This window comes from Microvirga ossetica, from assembly GCF_002741015.1.
GTDB lineage: Bacteria > Pseudomonadota > Alphaproteobacteria > Rhizobiales > Beijerinckiaceae > Microvirga > Microvirga ossetica.
Window position 1 is genome coordinate 4,481,903 of sequence record NZ_CP016616.1, and the last position, 16,792, is coordinate 4,498,694.

A 16,792-nucleotide genomic window follows, 5' to 3' on the forward strand; every position below is an offset into this window, starting at 1 on the left:
GTCAACCTGTTCGGCACGCGAATGCCGAAAGTTGGTGCGGTCAAGAGGACTCGAACCTCCACGGGTCTCCCCGCTACCACCTCAAGGTAGTGCGTCTACCAATTCCGCCATGACCGCGAACTCGGTTTCAGGACTGGTTTTCCTGAAGAGGTCGCCGCTCTAGCAGATCGATTTGAGCACCGCAACCCCCTGGATGGCGCTTGCGGCGATTGAGCGGAGGGAATGCCTCGGCTGCCGAGGATGGGATAGGCGATAAGCCTCTGTGACGACTATATAAGCCAAAAGTTTCCTGGGGCGTGGGAACGGACCGCGCCCCTTCGAGGGGCAGAGCGTCGCCGCTCCGCGCCCCGCAAACCCAAGGTGAATCGGTGTCGAACCTGCGAGACAGCTTGGCCGTTCATTTCCATCCGCAGACCGATTCCGAACCGGTCGAGTGGGCGGTCACGGACGAGCCGGTCGGCTATGAAGAGGCGGTCGCCTTCATGGAGGCCCGCGCCGAGGCGATCGCTGCCGGGCAGGCGCGGGAGATGGTCTGGCTCGTGGAGCACCCGCCGCTCTACACGGCGGGAACCTCGGCCAAGGAGGCGGACCTCGTCGAGCCCGACCGTTTCCCGGTCCACCGAACGGGGCGGGGAGGGCAGTACACCTATCACGGCCCCGGCCAGCGCGTGGCCTATGTGATGCTGGATCTGCACCGCCGCGCGCCGGACCTGCGCCGCTACGTGACGGCCCTGGAGGCCTGGATCATCGCCTCCCTCGATTCCTTCAACATCCGCGGCGAGCGCCGGGAGGACAGGGTCGGGGTGTGGGTGCGCCGCCCCGACAAGGGCGAGACCACGGAGGACAAGATCGCCGCCATCGGCATCCGGGTCCGGCGCTGGGTGACCTTCCACGGCATCAGCCTGAACGTCGAGCCGGACCTCTCGCACTTTACCGGCATCGTGCCCTGCGGCGTGACGGAGCATGGGGTGACGAGCCTCGTCGATCTCGGCATCCCCGTTACCATGTTGGAGGTGGATGCTGCCATGCGCCGGACCTTCGAGGAGATCTTCGGGCCGACCGAGCAGGCGACGATACCGTTGCTCTTCAGCCACGGAGCCTAGGTTTTTCGCAACGGATACGGCAAGGCTTCTCCCCAAGCGCTCTTCATGCTCTAAGCTGGATCAAACGGCTGATTTGTTGGCGGAACCTCCATGCAACGCGTCCTTCTTGCCTCCCTCGTCGCTCTTGCCGCCTCGGCCTGCGCCTACCGGCCCGACCCGGTGGAACTCGTGAAGATCGTCGATTCGCCGGCGGATATCCGCGTCTGCACGCGCCTTGGCGAGGTCAGCCCCGTGACGCCGACGACGCCGGGAACCCATACGCCCGTCAATATCGGCTTCGGCGTCACCCTCGGCCGCTCGACCTTCGGCCACGCCACGCAGGACATGCTGCAGGCGACCGTCGCCCTCGGCGGCACGCATCTCTATCTCCAGCAGGTCTCCCACGACTGGTCGCTCGTGCGCGGCATCGCCTATCGCTGCGGTCCGGGCGTCCGCGAGGACGTGGTCATTCGTGCGAAAGGCTGACACACCAGCCTGCTGAACCAGTTGGGCAGCTTCCCTAGTTCCGAAGCATCGGATCCAAAAGTGGAATGCACTTTTGGGATTCATCCGATGCTTCTTTTTCTTGGTGAGCGCATCGTTCGGCGCGGAAAACCGGGGCCACTTTTCCGCACGATGCGCTAGTACTGACGTTCAGGCCATCCCGTCCATTCGCGGGTTTGAGCCCAAACCAGAACCAAGGGAGACCTGCGCCGTGCCCGTCATCGCCACATCTGCCGATCTGACTTCGGACGCCGCGCGGGGCAATCGCGCCGCCTGGGCCGAGCTTGCCCAGGATCTCCAGGCCAAGCGGCAGGCGGTGGCGGAAGGCGGGCCGGCCAAGGCGCGCGAGCGGCATCTCGCCCGCGGCAAGCTCCTGCCGCGCGAGCGCGTGACGCGCCTCCTCGACCCCGGGGCATCGTTCCTCGAACTCGGCGCGCTCGCCGCCCACGGCATGTATGAGGATGCGATCCACGGCGCCGGCATCATTACCGGCATCGGCCGGGTCGAAGGCCGCGAGGTCATGATCGTCTGCAACGATTCGACCATCAAGGGCGGCACCTACTACCCGATGACGGTGAAGAAGCATCTGCGCGCCCAGGAAGTGGCGCGTGAGAACCGTCTGCCCTGCATCTATCTCGTCGATTCCGGCGGCGCGAACCTGCCGCATCAGACCGAGGTCTTTCCCGACCGCGAGCATTTCGGCCGCATCTTCTACAACCAGGCCACCCTGTCCTCCCTCGGCATTCCGCAGATCGCGTGCGTCATGGGCTCGTGCACGGCGGGCGGCGCCTATGTGCCGGCCATGTCCGACGAGACCATCATCGTGCGCCGCCAGGGCACCATCTTCCTGGGCGGGCCGCCCCTGGTGAAGGCGGCCACCGGCGAGGTGGTCTCGGCGGAGGATCTCGGCGGCGCCGAGGTACATGCCCGGCTCTCCGGCGTGGCGGACCATTACGCCACCGACGACGTGCATGCGCTCGCCATCGCGCGCCGCATCGTCGGCACGCTCAACACCCGCAAGAGCATCGACATCGACCTCTCCGACCCGGTCGAGCCGAAATACGCCATCGACGATCTCGACGCGATCGTGCCGACCGATCTCAAGAAGCAGTACGACATCCGCGAAGTGATCGCCCGCCTCGTCGACGGCTCGGAGTTCGACGAGTTCAAGCGCCTCTACGGCACGACGCTGGTGACGGGCTTCGCCCGGATCTGGGGCATGCCGGTCGGCATCATCGCCAATAACGGCATCCTGTTCTCGGAGAGCGCGGTGAAGGGCGCGCATTTCATCGAGCTGTGCTGCCAGCGGCGCATCCCGCTGCTCTTCCTGCAGAACATCTCCGGCTTCATGGTCGGCCGGCAATACGAGGCCGGCGGCATCGCCAAGGACGGCGCCAAGCTCGTCACGGCCGTGGCCTGCGCCCAGGTGCCGAAGATCACGCTTTTGGTCGGCGGTTCCTTCGGGGCCGGCAATTACGGCATGTGCGGGCGCGCCTATTCCCCGCGCTTCCTCTTCACCTGGCCGAACTCGCGTATCTCGGTGATGGGCGGCGAGCAGGCGGCAAGCGTTCTCGCAACCGTCAGGCGCGACAATATCGAAGGCGAGGGCAAGGCCTGGAGCGCCGAGGAGGAGGAGGCGTTCAAGGCGCCGATCCGCGACCGGTACGAGAAAGAGGGCTCGCCCTATCACGCCACCGCGCGGCTGTGGGACGACGGCATCATCCTGCCCTCGGAGACGCGCCGTGTGCTCGCGCTTGCCTTTTCTGCGACGCTCAACGCGCCCGTGCCGGAGACGAAGTTCGGCGTGTTCCGGATGTAGGGGACGCGCCTTCCCGACAGCGGTGAGGTTATTCCGCCTGCGCTTCTTCCGCCGGTTTCATTGAACTTTCCTGCTTCTTCGGTTTGGCGGCTGCCTTGCCCTTCCTTGGGTTCGAAGCTTTCGCCGCCTCGACCTCGGCGATGGTCTTTCGCAGCTCCTCCTCGACGCGCTGATATTTCTCGTCGATCTCCTTGCGCTGCTCTGCCTCCATCGCCGGCTTTGCAAGCGCGGTGATGCCGATCGGATCGAAGAAGCTCAGGACGGCCATGGTGGTGGCCTGCTCCTTGTGCTTTTCCCGCGTGCGCTCAACATCTTCGAGAGCTGCCTGGGCGCCCGGTCCCACGACTGCTGGATCGAGTGCAGGAGTTGCAGGGGAAGAATCCGTCGTTTGCGTACAGGCTGCAAGCAGGGGAAGAACAGTTAGGGAAGCGAGAAGTGTCAAGCGCTGGAACATCATGGGCATGTCCCTGGGTGAACCACGCCCATGTCTTAGCATATGATTATATTCGGAAACCTCTCTGAACACAGAGGTATGCTGTAGAATCTCGCCCTAAGGTCTTGCAGAACGATTCACTCAAGGCCTGGCCTTGCGGCGCGATGCGGCACTGCTGCTCGCCTTCTGCCGCTCCATGCTCTCGTGGAGTTCTCCCAGCGCCTCGGCTTCTTCGACGAGCTTGTCGAACTCCGTGATCATGCGCTGCATCTTCTGCTGCTCGACCCGCGCCTGCTCCTCGTACATCGCCTTGGTGGCATAGGCGGAGAGGCCGGTGCGATCGAGCGAGGCCGCGTGATTGGCCATCGTTGCCGTCAGGCTGTGCTGGGCACGGTTTGCTGCACATCCATGATGGCGGCGATGGCGCTCGATCCGGGAAGACCGGGGGACGGGCCGGAAACGCCGCTTGTCACCGGAGCGGCCTCGGGGGCTGCCGTCTGATTGCAGGCGGCCAGGAGGGGCATGACGAGGATCAGAGCGAGGGGGAGAAGGCGCTGAAATGCCATTGGCGGATTCCTGAAAAGCCCCATTTACCATAGCCTCTTCCCCTAGGGTCCTCTCCAAACAGAGAGGGAATGGCGGTGCCGCCGATGGATGACGCCGATATCGAGGCAGCGCGGCGCGCCTATGCCGCCGAGATCCTGCGCGTGGCCGAGGTCGCGGATTCCCGGATCGGCGATGCCTTTGCGGCGGTCCCCCGCGAGGCGTTCCTGCCCCCGCCGCCCTGGACCGTGATCCGCATGGGGGTCGGGATGCGGACGAGCGACGTCGCGAGCCTCTACGACAACGTGCTCGTCGCCATCGCTCCCGAGCGCGGCATCAACAACGGCGAGCCTGCCCTGCATGTCGCCTGGATCGATGCGGTCAGCCCACAGCCGGGCGAAACCGTGATCCATGTGGGAGCGGGGACGGGCTATTACACGGCCATCCTCGCGCGCCTCGTGGAGCCGGGGGGGCGCGTCGAGGCATTCGAATACGAATCCGATCTAGCGGCGCAGGCCGTCGCCAATCTGCAGGATCGTGCGAACGTGACGGTCCATGCCGCCTCCGCCTTCGGACGCACGCTGCCGCGCGCCGATATCGTCTACGTGAACGCGGGTGTCGTGGCGCCCGATGTGGAATGGCTGCGGGCGCTCAATCCCGGTGGGCGGCTGATCTTTCCCTGGCAGCCGCACAAGGGCTGGGGACCGGCGATGCTGGTGACGCGGAAGGACAATGGCTTCAGCGCGCAAGCGCTGATGACCGTCGGGTTCATCTCGTGCAGCGGCGCGACCGAAAAAGTCTCGGTAAGAAATCTGCCGACCGAGGCGGATCTCGCGGCGGTGCGGTCGATCTGGATCCGGCGCGACCGCTCTCCCGATGCGAGCGCGCTCGCCGTCTACGACGATGTCTGGTTCTCGTCGGAAGAGGTGGGTTGAACCAGAACGATGGCCGGGGGGGACCCGGCCACGCGTCGTTCATACGTCGTCGCTCAGATGACGAAGAAATCGTTGTGCGTGAGGGCGAGGTTCTTGTTCAGCATGGCGATCTTCACCTGCGCCTTGGATCCGCTTCCGTCCTGGTCGTAATAAAGCGCGCCGGTTTTCCTGTCGTAGACGATCCGATCCTCGGCATCCTGCGCCTTGGTTGCTTTCACGAACATGTCGGAAGAAAATTTCTTCGGCTTGGAGAGCGTGCCGGAGCCGAGCTTGGTGAAGATCTTGTTCTCGAGCCAGATGCTGTCGTCGCGCACGTTGAAATCGTCGATCCGGTCGACGTTGGAGCGCTTGTTCGGCATGGTGTCGAACACGAAGATGTCGCGTCCGCCCTCGCCGGAGAGCCGGTCGTTGCCGGTGCCGCCATGGATCCGGTCGTCTCCCAGGCCGCCGTAGAGTCGGTCATTGCCCGCAGCGCCGAAGATCGTGTCGTGCCCGGCCTCTCCGGAGAGCGTATCCGTCCGCGCGGTTCCCTGGAGCCTGAACGGCGTGGTCTCGATGGCGTTGGAGACGCTCACGGTCACCGTCAGGCTGGTCGAGCCGCCAAAATCGTCCTTCGCCAGGAGGGTTACCTGATGCGTGGGCATGGTCTCAAAGTCGAGCGGGCCGGTGACCACGAGGCTGTTGCCGCGGACGCCGAAGGCGGAGCTCGATCCGGGCGCGAGGCTGTAGCGGATCGTATCCCCGTCCGCATCGGTCGCCGAAAGCGCGCCGACCACGGCGCCGATCGGCGCATTCTCGACCGTCGTGGCATTCGATAGGGACAGCGCTGTCGGAGCGGCGTTGGTGAGCATTTCCACGCCGTCGTCGAATCGTGCAAACCTCACGTCCTTGAGCAGATCAACGCCATTCGGCCCCGAGATCGTCACTGTGCCGTCGGTGTTGTGCGTGATCGAGGATTGCGCGCGCGCGCCGGAGAAGACAGCGGTGTCGGTACCTGAACCGCCATCCAGCGTATCGTTCCCCGCGCCTCCGTCGAGCGTATCGTTGCCCGCGCCGCCGTTAAGCGTGTCGTTGCCATCTTCGCCCTGCAGCCGGTCTGCACCCGTAGCGCCGCCAAGCTTGTCGCTAAAGGTGGTGCCGATATAATGATCGTCGAAAGATGTACCCTGAAGTTCGATGGCGGAGAAACGCGCATCGACAACCCTGTCATAGATGTCCTCCTCTTGACCATCAGAGGCATTTCTCTGCCATGTCACGGTGAGCCTGCCGTCCAGGAGAACGGTCACGATCGGACGTTCCGGCGATTCCCCCTCTGGCATGTCGACGCGGATCTCATTTCCGACCCTTGCTCCCTCATCGTCGAAGGTTGTCAGGGATATCGCGTCGGTACTGCTGTGATCTTCGTAGACAATGGCGAAGCCACCGTCCGGAAGCGCGACCGCTCCGCCTAGTATCTGGTCGCTACTAGTCGCTTGATTGACGATGAGTTCACCTTTGTACTTCGTGCCATCCGCTTCGAAGATTTGCGCCCTGACGCAGAGACCCGATCCATCTCCGTTTTCATCGGTCCATAAGACGACAAAGCGGCCATTGCTGAGCGCAACAACCTTCGGATCGGCTTGACTGCCGTCAGGGATTGCGGGCACTACAAATTCCGGGCTGGCCAGGGGATGTCCATCACGGGTAAAGATGCGGCCTCGAATATCTCCTTGCCCAATGCTGTCTTCGTAAACGACGACGTAATTACCGTTTTTAAGCGTTGCGATGTCCGAATTGGTTTGGCTGTCCGCGGTAGATCTCCCATTAACGACGAAGTCATCGCCGACTGCCTGGCCGTTGCTGTCGAAGGCGCGCGCACGAATGTCTCTGCCCGATACACTGAACTGACTGTCGTCGCCGAAGCCCACGACGAACCCACCATTACTCAGGGCGGTTATCGAGGGGATCTCTTGATCGCCGACAGTCGAGTTCACGACAAAATCCTGAATGCCTTCAGGACCACCGCGGTCAAAGGCCGTACCATCCGGGTTGAAAATTCGAGCGCGCACGTCCCCCCGGAAGTTCGTCGGACTCGCTCTGTACTCCCAAGCAACCACAAAGCGACCGTCCGAGAGGGATGCGATGGTTGGAAATGAGATAGAGGACTCCGTCGGTGTTGTGCTGAGAAGCAGTTCCTCCCCCAGTGCGATCCCATCGGCATCAAATTTCTGGCCGCGGATTTCGCCGCCATTGCTCGCTATAGCTGTGGCCGAAGCCCACGCCGCTAAGAAGGACCCGTCCGGCAGACCTATGACAGTCGGGTCGAACTGCCCCCACGCCGTAGTGCTGTTGATGTGAAACTCTGGTCCCCAAAGGGTGGACGTAGGCATGGCACGATCTCGCGAATGGTCCGTCCGCTCAAACGAGCTGGGCCGAAACAAAATAACGCTCATTATGTCAGCGGTACCGTTCCGGTATACTCCCCAAACAGAGGGGGTATCCCGCGGCCCGAAACAGGAATCCCGTCCCAAAAATGTTGCTACAGAGCAACACCCTCAAACCTTCAACATCCTGCCGTGTTCGGCCCAAGCTCCGCCGCGATCCCGCCATAAACCGGGCGCTACACCTTAAGCAGGCTAAAGTGCTTCCAAACCAAGACTTTACGGCGTGGCTCCGGGTCTCAAATCCGGGTTAAGGCTGTTGGCTGATCCTCCGTAAGGATCGTTGCATCGGTGGCGTGGCACGTGGCAGATCACGGGAGTTCCAAAGGGCTTGGATCTCCTCGTGAGAACCGGGTGGAAAAGAGTACGGACCATGGATGCGCGGTTGATCGACAAGTCGAAGCTGCCGAGCCGTCACGTGACGGTCGGTCCTGCTCGCGCGCCGCATCGGTCCTACCTCTACGCCATGGGTCTCACCAAGGAGCAGATCGCCCAGCCGCTGGTCGGCGTCGCCACCTGCTGGAACGAGGCCGCCCCCTGCAACATCTCCCTCATGCGCCAGGCCCAGGCGGTGAAGAAGGGCGTCGCGTCGGCCAGCGGCACGCCGCGCGAGTTCTGCACCATTACGGTGACTGACGGCATCGCCATGGGCCACCAGGGCATGAAGGCGTCGCTCCCGTCGCGCGAGGTGATCGCCGATTCGGTCGAGCTGACCATGCGCGGCCATTCCTACGACGCGCTCGTCGGCATGGCTGGCTGCGACAAGTCGCTTCCCGGCATGATGATGGCGATGGTGCGCCTCAACGTGCCGTCGATCTTCATCTATGGCGGCTCGATCCTGCCCGGCTCCTTCCGCGGCCGGCAGGTGACGGTTCAGGATCTCTTCGAGGCGGTCGGCAAGTATTCGGTCGGCGAGATGTCGGACGAGGACCTGACCGAGCTCGAGCAGGTGGCCTGCCCGTCGGCCGGCGCCTGCGGCGCGCAGTTCACCGCCAACACCATGGCGACCGTCTCCGAGGCCATGGGCCTTGCCCTGCCGTATTCGGCGGGCGCTCCGGCGCCCTACGAGATCCGCGACCGGTTCTGCGCCGCTGCTGGCGAGCAGATCATGGACCTGATCGCCAAGAACATCCGGCCGCGCGATATCGTGACCCTCAGGTCGCTCGAGAACGCGGCGACCGTGGTGGCTGCCTCCGGCGGCTCGACCAATGCGGCTCTGCATCTTCCGGCCATCGCGCATGAGGCGGGCATCAAGTTCGACCTGTTCGACGTTGCCGAGATTTTCAAGCGCACGCCATACATTGCGGACCTGAAGCCGGGCGGGCGCTACGTCGCCAAGGACCTGTTCGAGGTCGGCGGCATTCCGCTGCTCATGAAGACGCTGCTCGACCACGGCTACATGCACGGCGACTGCATGACCGTGACCGGCCGTACCATGGCCGAGAACCTCGCTTCCGTGAAATGGAACGACGACCAGGACGTGGTCTATCCGGCGAACAAGCCGATCACGCCCACCGGCGGCGTCGTGGGCCTCAAGGGCAACCTCGCGCCGGAAGGCGCCATCGTGAAGGTCGCCGGCATGGCGGCCGACAAGCAGGTCTTCCGCGGCCCTGCCCGCTGCTTCGACGGCGAGGAGGCCTGCTTCGAGGCGGTCTCTACGCGGCAATACAAGGAGGGCGAGGTTCTCGTGATCCGCTATGAGGGCCCACGCGGCGGCCCCGGCATGCGCGAGATGCTCTCGACCACGGCGGCTCTCTACGGCCAGGGCATGGGCGACAAGGTCGCGCTCATCACCGACGGCCGCTTCTCGGGCGCGACCCGCGGCTTCTGCATCGGCCATGTGGGGCCGGAAGCGGCCGTGGGCGGCCCTATCGGACTTCTCAAGGACGGCGACATCATCGCGATCGATGCGATCAAGGGCAGCATCGACGTGGAACTCTCGGGCGAGGAACTGGCGAAGCGCCGGTCCGAATGGAAGCCACGAGAGACGAGTGCCACCTCGGGCTATCTCTGGAAATACGCGCAAACAGTAGGTCCGGCACGGGACGGGGCGATCACCCATCCCGGCGGAGCTGCAGAAAAAGAAACCTATGCGGACGTTTAAACTTCTCGCAGCCACATTGTGGGTGGCTTCCCTCGGCGCCGGCGCGGCCTATGCGCTCGATGCCGCGCCGCGCCCGCAACCGCTGAACCCGGCCCTGTCGCCGGCGCTTGCGCCGGCCACCAAATACGGCTCGGTGCGCGATGCGCTGCGCAGCGGCATGCGCAACTACAATGCCGGCGACAAGCTCGGCGCCGTGCAGGCGCTGGAATATGCGGCGGGCCAGGGGCATCAGCTCGCCCTGTGGAAGCTCGGGCGCATGTATGCCGACGGCGACGGGGTCGCGCACGACGACCTGAAGGCGTTCGAGTATTTTTCCCGGCTGGCCGACCAGCACGCGGACGAGAGCCCGGATTCGCCGAACGCCGCCGTCGTTTCCAGCGCCTTCGTCGCGCTCGGCGGCTATTTCCTGGATGGCATCAAGGACACTTATGTCATGGCCAATCCGGAGCGCGCCGTGGAGATGTTCAGCTACGCGGCGAGCTATTTCAGCGACTCGAACGCGCAGTACAACCTCGCCCGCCTCTACCTCGAAGGCACCGGCGTCAAGAAGGATTCGCGCCACGCTGCCCGCTGGTTCAACCTGGCGGCGGAAAAGGGGCACACCGCTTCTCAGGCGCTCCTCGGCCACCTGCTCATGACCGGGCAGGGCGTTCCGCGCCAGCGCGCCAAGGGCCTCATGTGGCTGACGCTTGCGCGCGAGGCCTCGACCGATGCTTCCAAGGACCGCTGGATCGTGTCGCTCTACGACGATGCCTTCACGGCGGCCGACGAGAGCGACCGCAAGCTCGCGCTCGCCCTGCTGGAGCAGTACATCCAGTCGCGTCGGTAAGGCGGGCGTAGAGCGCTCAATCGTCATGGCCGTCCCCGGACTAGATCCGGGGATCAGTCCCTGCCATCTACGTCTTTGAATCAAACACCACCTCATCCTGAGGAGCAGACATAGTCTGCGTCTCGAAGGAGCTTCCAGAGAGCACTGGATCCTCCTTCGAGACGGTCGCTCCGCGACCTCCTCAGGATGAGGGTGGAGAGTTGTTTTCGCTATCAATCAATATCCAGATCGACGATCACCGGCACGTGGTCGGACGGCTTGTCCCAGCCGCGCACCTCTTTGCGGATCGAGGTCGTCCGCAGCCTGTCCTGCGCCTGGGGCGAGAGCAGCAGGTGGTCGATGCGGATGCCGTTGTTTCGCTGGAAGGCGCCGGCCTGGTAGTCCCAGAACGAGTAGAGGCCCGGCTGGTCGTTGCAGGCGCGCACCGCGTCGATGAAGCCGAGGTTGAGCAATTCCCGGAATCTGCTCCGGCTCTCCGGCTGGAAGAGGGCGTCGTTCGTCCAGGCGGACGGGTCCATGGCGTCCTTGGGCTCGGGGATGACGTTGTAGTCGCCGCAAAGGATAAGCGGCTCCTCCAGCAGGAGCAGGCCGCGCGCATGGGCGCGCAGGCGGTCCATCCAGGCGAGCTTGTAGTCGAATTTCGGGGTGCCGATGGGGTTGCCGTTCGGCAGGTAGATCGAGGCGACCCGCACGGCGCCCGTCGCGGTCGAGACGACGCCTTCCAGGTAGCGGGCCTGCTCGTCGCCCTCGTCGCCGGGCAGGCCGCGGCGCACATCCTCGAGCGGGCGCTTGGACAGGATGGCGACGCCGTTATAGGCCTTCTGGCCATGCGTCACGACGTTGTAGCCGAGGGCTTCCACATCGGCGCGCGGAAAGGCCTCGTCCACGCATTTCAGCTCCTGCAGGCAGACCACGTCCGGATCGGCGCTCCTCACGAAGGTCGCGAGGTGGTCCAGCCTCTGCTTGATGGAGTTCACATTCCACGTGGCTATCCGCATCGCGTCACTCTTGCTTGTCCGTCCCATGTGCTTCATCGGATTTTCGTCCTCGGCTGGCAAGCCGGAACTCGCCATCATCCCCACGGTTGCCCGAGATGCCCGAATCCTGGCCCGAATCCTGGCTCACGCCCATCGACAATTATTGCGAGCGCCTCGGGCCCGGGTTCCGGGCGGAGCCGCTGAACGCGGCGACGAACGGCGCCTTCCTTGCCGCGGCCCTCTACGCCCTGGTGCTCTGGCGGCGCATGAGGGCCACCATTGTTGATTCCTCGAAGAAGAGGCCGGTTCATGCCCACAGTTGAGATACACGGCTATGCCATCGTCTCGGACAACGATTGCATTGCGGACGAAGCCGGCCGGACGCCGGATATTCTTCGCAACGATGCCGACTGGGCCTATTTCCAGGCCGAGCTCAACAGGTCGGCCGTGACGGTGCTGGGACGCTTGGGGCACGAGGCCAATCCGAACCCGAAGGGCCGCCTGCGGATGATCCTGTCCTCGTCCGCATCCGGGCTCGAGCGTCGCGCGGATAGCTGGTGGTGGAACCCCGAGGCGCTGCCGTGGGACCAGGCCATCTGCACCGTGCTGCCGGACGGTGGGCGCGTCGCCGTGCCCGGCGGGAGACGCGTCTTCGACCTCTTCCTCGCCATCGGCTACGACGCCTTTCATCTCACCCGGGCGGAGGGCACCCTCGTTCCGAACGGCGTGACCGTCTTCTCGGGCTGCCGGGAAGGTGTGAGCGCCGAAGCCGTGCTGTCGGAGCGGGGCCTGAGGGCGGACGATCGCCGGATCCTCGATCCTGCCGGACCCGTGAGCCTGACAATTTGGCGGAACGGTCACCGAAACTCTTGAGTTTGCTTGACGTTGACGTTCGACAGCGATCCGAAGGGAGGAGCCTATGCGTCACCTCACAATCTCGACTGCGCTGCTCGCAGGCTGCCTCATTGCCGGCGCGGCATGGGCGCAGGGATCCTCAGGCGGTTCCGGAGGGGGCTCGGGCGGCACCAGCGGCGGCTCGTCCTCATCGGCGGCGCCATCCACCTCCCCAAGCGGTTCGACCCTTCGCCCGCCCGCGCAAGGTATGCGAGGAAGCAGCGATCCCGGTAACAAGGCCAGCCGTGTCGGTGGCTCGACAGGGAATACACCAGCCGGGAACTCGACCACAGGCGGCACCATTCCTCCACCTGGCACAGAGGGCAGCACCGGACCCGCCGCCACGGGGACGGTTGCAGGCGATAGTCGCCTGCAACGGGGAGAGCGCTCGACCGTAAATCCCAGCTCTCGCGAGGAGAAACTGCTCGAAGAGGCCGACAAAAGGGTCCGGCGGGGGATCTGTCAGGGCTGCTGAGGACTAAGCGGCCTTTTCGAGGCCCGGATAATCCGTATAGCCTTCGGTGCCGCCGCCATAGAAGGTCGCGCGGTCCGGCTCGTTGAGCGGTGCGTTGAGGCGGAAGCGCTCGACAAGGTCCGGATTGGCGAGGAAGAAGCGTCCGAAGGCAACCAGATCCGCACGCCCGCTTGCCACAGCCTCGGCCGCCATATCGCGGCTATAGCCGTTATTGGCGATATAGGCGCCCTTGAAGGAGCGGCGCAGGCCGTCGTAATCGACGTTCACCGCATTCCGGTCGCCCTGTGTCGCGCCCTCGATCATGTGGATATAGCCGAGGCCTAGAGCGTCGAGCTTCTCGACCACGTAGCTGAACAGAGCCTGCGGATCGGAATCGGCAGCGTCGTTCACTTTCGCCGGCGACAGGCGGATGCCGACCCGTCCCTTGTCCCATACCTTGAGCACGGCCTCGGCCGCCTCGATGGTCAGTCGGGCCCGGTTCTCGACGGAGCCGCCATAGGCGTCTTTGCGGTGGTTCGAGCCGTCCTTCATGAACTGGTCGAGCAGGTAGCCGTTGGCCGCATGGATCTCGACGCCGTCGAAGCCGGCTTCCTTGGCGTTGCGGGCCGCATGCTCGTAGTCGCGCAGGATGCCGGGGATTTCGGAGAGCTCGAGCGCGCGGGGCTCCGACACCTCGGCAAAGCCCTCTTCGAGGAAGGTCTTGGTCTGGGCGCGAAGCGGCGAGGGGCCTACGGGTGCGCCGCCGCCGGGCTGCAGCGAGGTATGGGACACGCGGCCCACATGCCAGAGCTGGATGAAGATGCGTCCGCCGGCCTTATGGACCGCGTCTGTCACCTTGCGCCAATGCGCCACCTGCTCCGGCGTGTAGATGCCGGGCGTACGCAGATAGCCCTGTCCCTGGTGGGAGATCTGCGATCCTTCCGAGATCAGGAGGCCGGCGCTGGCGCGCTGGGCGTAATAGGTGGCGGTGATGTCCCGAGCCACATCGCCTTCAGCCGCCCGGTTGCGGGTGAGGGGAGCCATGACCAGACGGTTCGGCAGGGTCAGGTCGCCCAGGGTGAAGGGCTGGAACAATGCACTGGCATCGGCGCTCATCATAAAACCTCGTTCTGTCCTGTGAAATCGAATAAAGCACAGGTCGATACGAGATAATAAGCCCCCCGTCCGATGCAACGGAGGGCAGCCATGCAAAATTTCGATGCCTCAGGCGTAGGCGCTGGCCTTGTCGAGCTCAGCGATATCGGCCGGATCGAGTTGGAGGCTCGTCGCCTTCACGATCTCCTGCACCTGTTCCACCTTCGTGGCGCTGGCAATCGGCGCGGTCAATCCCGGGCGCGCCATGAGCCAGGCCAGGGCGACCTGGGCCGGAATGGCGCCCTTGCGAGCGGCGACCGCATCGAGAGCGGCCAGGATCCGCCGGCCCCTGTCGTCGAGATAGGCCGTCATGCGCCCGCCGCGCACGCTCTTGCCGAAATCCGCTTCAGACCGGTACTTGCCGGTCAGGAAGCCGCTGGCGAGGCCGTAATAGGGAATGACCCCGATATCCTCCTGCCGGCAGTGCGGCTCCAGTTCCGCCTCGTATTCGGCGCGGTCGTGCAGATTGTATTTCGGCTGCAGGCTTTCGTAGCGCGGCAGGCCGAGTTCGGCGCTGATCTCCAGCGCTTCCTTCAGGCGCGCGGCCGTGAAGTTCGATGCGCCGATCGCCCGCACCTTGCCGTCGCGGATCAGCTCTTCATAGGCGCCGAGCGTCTCCTGCTGCGGCGTCTCGAGATCGTCCCGGTGGGATTGATAGAGATCGATATGGTCGGTCTGCAGGCGCTGCAGGGACGCCTCGACGGCCGAGCGAATGTAGCTTTTCGACAAGCCCTTCCGATCCGGCGCCATCTCGGAGCCGACCTTGGTGGCGATCACGAGCTTGTCGCGATTGCCGCGGGCCTTCATCCATTTGCCGATGATCGTTTCCGACTCGCCTCCTACATGGCCGGGCACCCAGGTGGAATAGACATCCGCCGTGTCGATGAAGTTGAGGCCCGCATCCACATAGGCGTCGAGCACCTTGAAGGAGGTTGCCTCATCGGCGGTCCAGCCGAAGACATTGCCGCCGAGGCAGAGCGGCGAAACCATCAAGTCGGAGCGGCCAAGCCTGCGTTTTTCCATCATCATGTCCTTGTTCGCGGTCTCATTGGCGGACAGGGAAACTAGTGCATCGGACGGAAAAGTGGACTCATGTTTCCAATGATGTTGGTCATGCCTGCGACGTCCGACCGATACGCATGGGCCGGACGCCGCTTCCGCCATTCATGCCGCCGCGCTCAAGGTGATGCCGCGGGCCTCCGCGAAGGCGAACAGTTCGGATTCGCTGTCGACGCGATGGCGCTGGTCGATGGTCCAGCCCGTCTCGTCGCCCACGACGATGTAGCCGCGCGCCTGAAGGCGGGAGATCACCGCCTGGATGCCGCCGCTCTCGTTGCGTGTCACGCCGCGCTCCGCAATGAAGCGCTCGATGGCGCTCTGAGCTGCCTGCGCGAGATCGATCGCATCCGCACGGTTCGCGGGCTTGGCCTTCGCCTTTGCCTGCGCGAGGATGCGGGCCGGATCCCGCCGAACCGATTTCCAACCGCCGCGGCCCGAGGTCTGACCGGAAGCTGATTCCGGCTCGACGGGACGCGCGGCCGCAGGTGCCTCGGTGACGACGATCTTCGGCGTTGAACGGGGCGCCGGCTGAGGCGCAGGGCGCAGGGTCGCGATCTGCGAGATGCCCTGAACCGCGGGCAGCACAGCCTTTTTCTCGACGGGTTTGGGTTTCTCCGCAGCGATGCGCGGCTCCGCTGCCTTGGGCTTTTCGACCGGCCTGGCAACGGCGATCCGCGCCTTTTCCTCGCGGGCTTTCTCTTCCCGTGCCTGGCGCGCAGCCTCGGCGGCTTTGCGGGCGGCCTCGGCTTCGGCTTTCTTCGCCTCGGCCTCCCGGCGCTTGGCTTCCACCTCCGCGGCCCTGGCTTCCGCCCCGCATCGCGCGGCGGCCTCGGCCGCGCGCTTGACGCGGACGACGAGACGCTGATCGATGCGCGCCTTCTCGGCGATGGCCGCGCGGGCGGCGCGGATCATTCCGGCTTCCGACTCGGCGACGGCGTTCTTCAGCCGCTCGGCAAGGAGGGATTCCAGAGCTTTGAGTGCGTCGGCGAGCGTCGCCTGAGGCTCGAGCCTCTGCGGCGCGATTGGCTGCACCGCGCGGGCCGCCGGGACTGCAGGCGCAGCGCGGCTTGCCGCAGGCGGCTGCGTCGGCTGCATCCGGGGCGTGGGCCTTGCCGGAGCCGGCTTGTCTGATTGCGGTTTCATCGCCTTCGGGCGGGCGGTCTCCGCAGCCGTGATCTTTGCCAGCTTGGAGAGATCGCGTACGCCGATCAGCCCGAGATCCTGCATCTTCCAGCGGATCTGGGTGACGGTTCTTCCGAGTTCCGCCGCGATGCGCTTGTCCGTCATCGGCGGATCGGCCGAGACAAGCTCGCGCAGGCGCGCGACGCTGGTTTGATCCCAGGACTGGTGCGGCTGGACGAGAGTGCCGATCAGCCGCGCCCTGGCATAGGTGGCCGGTACGGGGCGTCCCAGTTTCGCGGCCGTCACGGGAACCGGAACTTTGGCTTCCCGGTCACGGCGCAGAATCTCGAGTTCTTCTTCAGTCCAGACCCTGTTCATCGCAGGGCTTCTCCTTTTCTCAGCGAGGCTGGGATCCGGCGAACCTGCATTGCAGACGAAGAAGCGAATGCAAATGGAGAGGAA

16 protein-coding genes and 1 tRNA gene are annotated in these 16,792 nt (G+C 64.7%); 8 read left to right on the forward strand and 9 right to left on the reverse strand.

The window, feature by feature from the left end:
• Positions 1–32: 32 nt before the first annotated feature.
• Positions 33–117: transfer RNA gene (locus BB934_RS21440), tRNA-Leu, on the reverse strand.
• A 272-nt stretch (positions 118–389) separates the two neighbouring features.
• Here BB934_RS21440 and lipB point away from each other — a divergent pair.
• The 3 genes from lipB to BB934_RS21455 all read left to right on the forward strand — a co-directional run bounded on the left by lipB (position 390) and on the right by BB934_RS21455 (position 3,405).
• Positions 390–1,103 (forward strand): lipoyl(octanoyl) transferase LipB, encoded by a 714-nt coding sequence (lipB, locus tag BB934_RS21445; protein WP_335645581.1) that lies wholly within the window; start codon positions 390–392, stop codon positions 1,101–1,103.
• Positions 1,104–1,193: 90 nt separating this feature from the next.
• Positions 1,194–1,568 carry a hypothetical protein gene (locus tag BB934_RS21450; protein ID WP_099511442.1) on the forward strand — a complete coding sequence of 125 codons (375 nt, stop codon included), beginning with the start codon at positions 1,194–1,196 and terminating at the stop codon, positions 1,566–1,568.
• Between the two features lie 229 nt (positions 1,569–1,797).
• Positions 1,798–3,405 (forward strand): carboxyl transferase domain-containing protein, encoded by a 1,608-nt coding sequence (locus tag BB934_RS21455; protein ID WP_099511443.1) that lies wholly within the window; start codon positions 1,798–1,800, stop codon positions 3,403–3,405.
• Between the two features lie 28 nt (positions 3,406–3,433).
• On the opposite strand, the gene BB934_RS21460 is transcribed toward BB934_RS21455, so the two are convergent.
• From BB934_RS21460 to BB934_RS21470, 3 genes are all read right to left on the reverse strand, one after another.
• A complete protein-coding gene (locus BB934_RS21460) occupies positions 3,434–3,862 on the reverse strand; it encodes a hypothetical protein (RefSeq protein ID WP_157934250.1) in 429 nt (142 codons plus the stop codon).
• Between the two features lie 117 nt (positions 3,863–3,979).
• A complete protein-coding gene (locus BB934_RS21465; protein ID WP_099511445.1) occupies positions 3,980–4,204 on the reverse strand; it encodes a hypothetical protein in 225 nt (74 codons plus the stop codon).
• A gap of 8 nt (positions 4,205–4,212) precedes the next feature.
• Positions 4,213–4,404, reverse strand: coding sequence for a hypothetical protein (locus tag BB934_RS21470; RefSeq protein WP_099511446.1), 192 nt, complete (start codon positions 4,402–4,404; stop codon positions 4,213–4,215).
• Positions 4,405–4,488: 84 nt separating this feature from the next.
• On the opposite strand from BB934_RS21470, the gene BB934_RS21475 reads away from it, so the two are divergent.
• The gene (locus BB934_RS21475) at positions 4,489–5,316 is read left to right on the forward strand and encodes a protein-L-isoaspartate O-methyltransferase family protein (RefSeq protein ID WP_099513102.1); all 828 of its coding nucleotides are present in this window, start codon (positions 4,489–4,491) and stop codon (positions 5,314–5,316) included.
• Between the two features lie 53 nt (positions 5,317–5,369).
• Here BB934_RS21475 and BB934_RS50430 read toward each other — a convergent pair whose 3' ends face one another.
• A complete protein-coding gene (locus BB934_RS50430; RefSeq protein ID WP_162299180.1) occupies positions 5,370–7,685 on the reverse strand; it encodes a cadherin domain-containing protein in 2,316 nt (771 codons plus the stop codon).
• Positions 7,686–8,109: 424 nt separating this feature from the next.
• On the opposite strand from BB934_RS50430, the gene ilvD reads away from it, so the two are divergent.
• Both ilvD and BB934_RS21490 read left to right on the forward strand, forming a co-directional pair.
• Positions 8,110–9,840 carry a dihydroxy-acid dehydratase gene (gene ilvD / locus BB934_RS21485; RefSeq protein ID WP_099511448.1) on the forward strand — a complete coding sequence of 577 codons (1,731 nt, stop codon included), beginning with the start codon at positions 8,110–8,112 and terminating at the stop codon, positions 9,838–9,840.
• On the forward strand, positions 9,827–10,669 hold the full coding sequence (locus tag BB934_RS21490; RefSeq protein WP_099511449.1) for a tetratricopeptide repeat protein: 843 nt from the start codon (positions 9,827–9,829) through the stop codon (positions 10,667–10,669). The genes ilvD and BB934_RS21490 overlap by 14 nt, the downstream gene beginning before the upstream one ends.
• 212 nt (positions 10,670–10,881) lie before the next feature.
• On the opposite strand, the gene xth is transcribed toward BB934_RS21490, so the two are convergent.
• Positions 10,882–11,667 carry an exodeoxyribonuclease III gene (gene xth / locus BB934_RS21495; RefSeq protein WP_099513105.1) on the reverse strand — a complete coding sequence of 262 codons (786 nt, stop codon included), beginning with the start codon at positions 11,665–11,667 and terminating at the stop codon, positions 10,882–10,884.
• Positions 11,668–11,762: 95 nt separating this feature from the next.
• On the opposite strand from xth, the gene BB934_RS21500 reads away from it, so the two are divergent.
• Together BB934_RS21500 and BB934_RS21505 are read left to right on the forward strand one after the other, a co-directional pair.
• Positions 11,763–11,969, forward strand: a complete 207-nt coding sequence (locus BB934_RS21500) for a hypothetical protein (RefSeq protein WP_099511450.1) — start codon at positions 11,763–11,765, stop codon at positions 11,967–11,969.
• Positions 11,956–12,519, forward strand: coding sequence for a hypothetical protein (locus BB934_RS21505; RefSeq protein WP_099511451.1), 564 nt, complete (start codon positions 11,956–11,958; stop codon positions 12,517–12,519). Before BB934_RS21500 ends, BB934_RS21505 begins: the two co-directional genes overlap by 14 nt.
• 499 nt (positions 12,520–13,018) lie before the next feature.
• On the opposite strand, the gene BB934_RS21510 is transcribed toward BB934_RS21505, so the two are convergent.
• The 3 genes from BB934_RS21510 to BB934_RS21520 form a co-directional block, all read right to left on the reverse strand.
• Entirely contained in the window at positions 13,019–14,110 is a 1,092-nt protein-coding gene (locus BB934_RS21510) for an alkene reductase (protein ID WP_099513107.1), read from the reverse strand.
• Between the two features lie 108 nt (positions 14,111–14,218).
• Complete coding sequence (locus BB934_RS21515; RefSeq protein WP_099513110.1) at positions 14,219–15,172, reverse strand: aldo/keto reductase; 954 nt, start codon at positions 15,170–15,172, stop codon at positions 14,219–14,221.
• Between the two features lie 141 nt (positions 15,173–15,313).
• Positions 15,314–16,708 carry a hypothetical protein gene (locus tag BB934_RS21520; protein WP_099511452.1) on the reverse strand — a complete coding sequence of 465 codons (1,395 nt, stop codon included), beginning with the start codon at positions 16,706–16,708 and terminating at the stop codon, positions 15,314–15,316.
• Positions 16,709–16,792 lie beyond the last annotated feature (84 nt).

Coding starts and splice junctions, on each gene's coding strand:
- BB934_RS50430 (WP_162299180.1), bottom strand. CDS start 7,685: ATGCCTACGTCCACCCTTTGGGGACCAGAGTTTCACATCAACAGCACT.
- BB934_RS21460 (WP_157934250.1), bottom strand. CDS start 3,862: ATGATGTTCCAGCGCTTGACACTTCTCGCTTCCCTAACTGTTCTTCCC.
- BB934_RS21520 (WP_099511452.1), bottom strand. CDS start 16,708: ATGAACAGGGTCTGGACTGAAGAAGAACTCGAGATTCTGCGCCGTGAC.
- BB934_RS21505 (WP_099511451.1), top strand. CDS start 11,956: ATGCCCACAGTTGAGATACACGGCTATGCCATCGTCTCGGACAACGAT.
- BB934_RS21500 (WP_099511450.1), top strand. CDS start 11,763: ATGCCCGAATCCTGGCCCGAATCCTGGCTCACGCCCATCGACAATTAT.
- BB934_RS21470 (WP_099511446.1), bottom strand. CDS start 4,404: ATGGCATTTCAGCGCCTTCTCCCCCTCGCTCTGATCCTCGTCATGCCC.
- BB934_RS21475 (WP_099513102.1), top strand. CDS start 4,489: ATGGATGACGCCGATATCGAGGCAGCGCGGCGCGCCTATGCCGCCGAG.
- xth (WP_099513105.1), bottom strand. CDS start 11,667: ATGCGGATAGCCACGTGGAATGTGAACTCCATCAAGCAGAGGCTGGAC.
- ilvD (WP_099511448.1), top strand. CDS start 8,110: ATGGATGCGCGGTTGATCGACAAGTCGAAGCTGCCGAGCCGTCACGTG.
- BB934_RS21450 (WP_099511442.1), top strand. CDS start 1,194: ATGCAACGCGTCCTTCTTGCCTCCCTCGTCGCTCTTGCCGCCTCGGCC.
- BB934_RS21515 (WP_099513110.1), bottom strand. CDS start 15,172: ATGGAAAAACGCAGGCTTGGCCGCTCCGACTTGATGGTTTCGCCGCTC.
- BB934_RS21510 (WP_099513107.1), bottom strand. CDS start 14,110: ATGAGCGCCGATGCCAGTGCATTGTTCCAGCCCTTCACCCTGGGCGAC.
- BB934_RS21490 (WP_099511449.1), top strand. CDS start 9,827: ATGCGGACGTTTAAACTTCTCGCAGCCACATTGTGGGTGGCTTCCCTC.
- BB934_RS21465 (WP_099511445.1), bottom strand. CDS start 4,204: ATGGCCAATCACGCGGCCTCGCTCGATCGCACCGGCCTCTCCGCCTAT.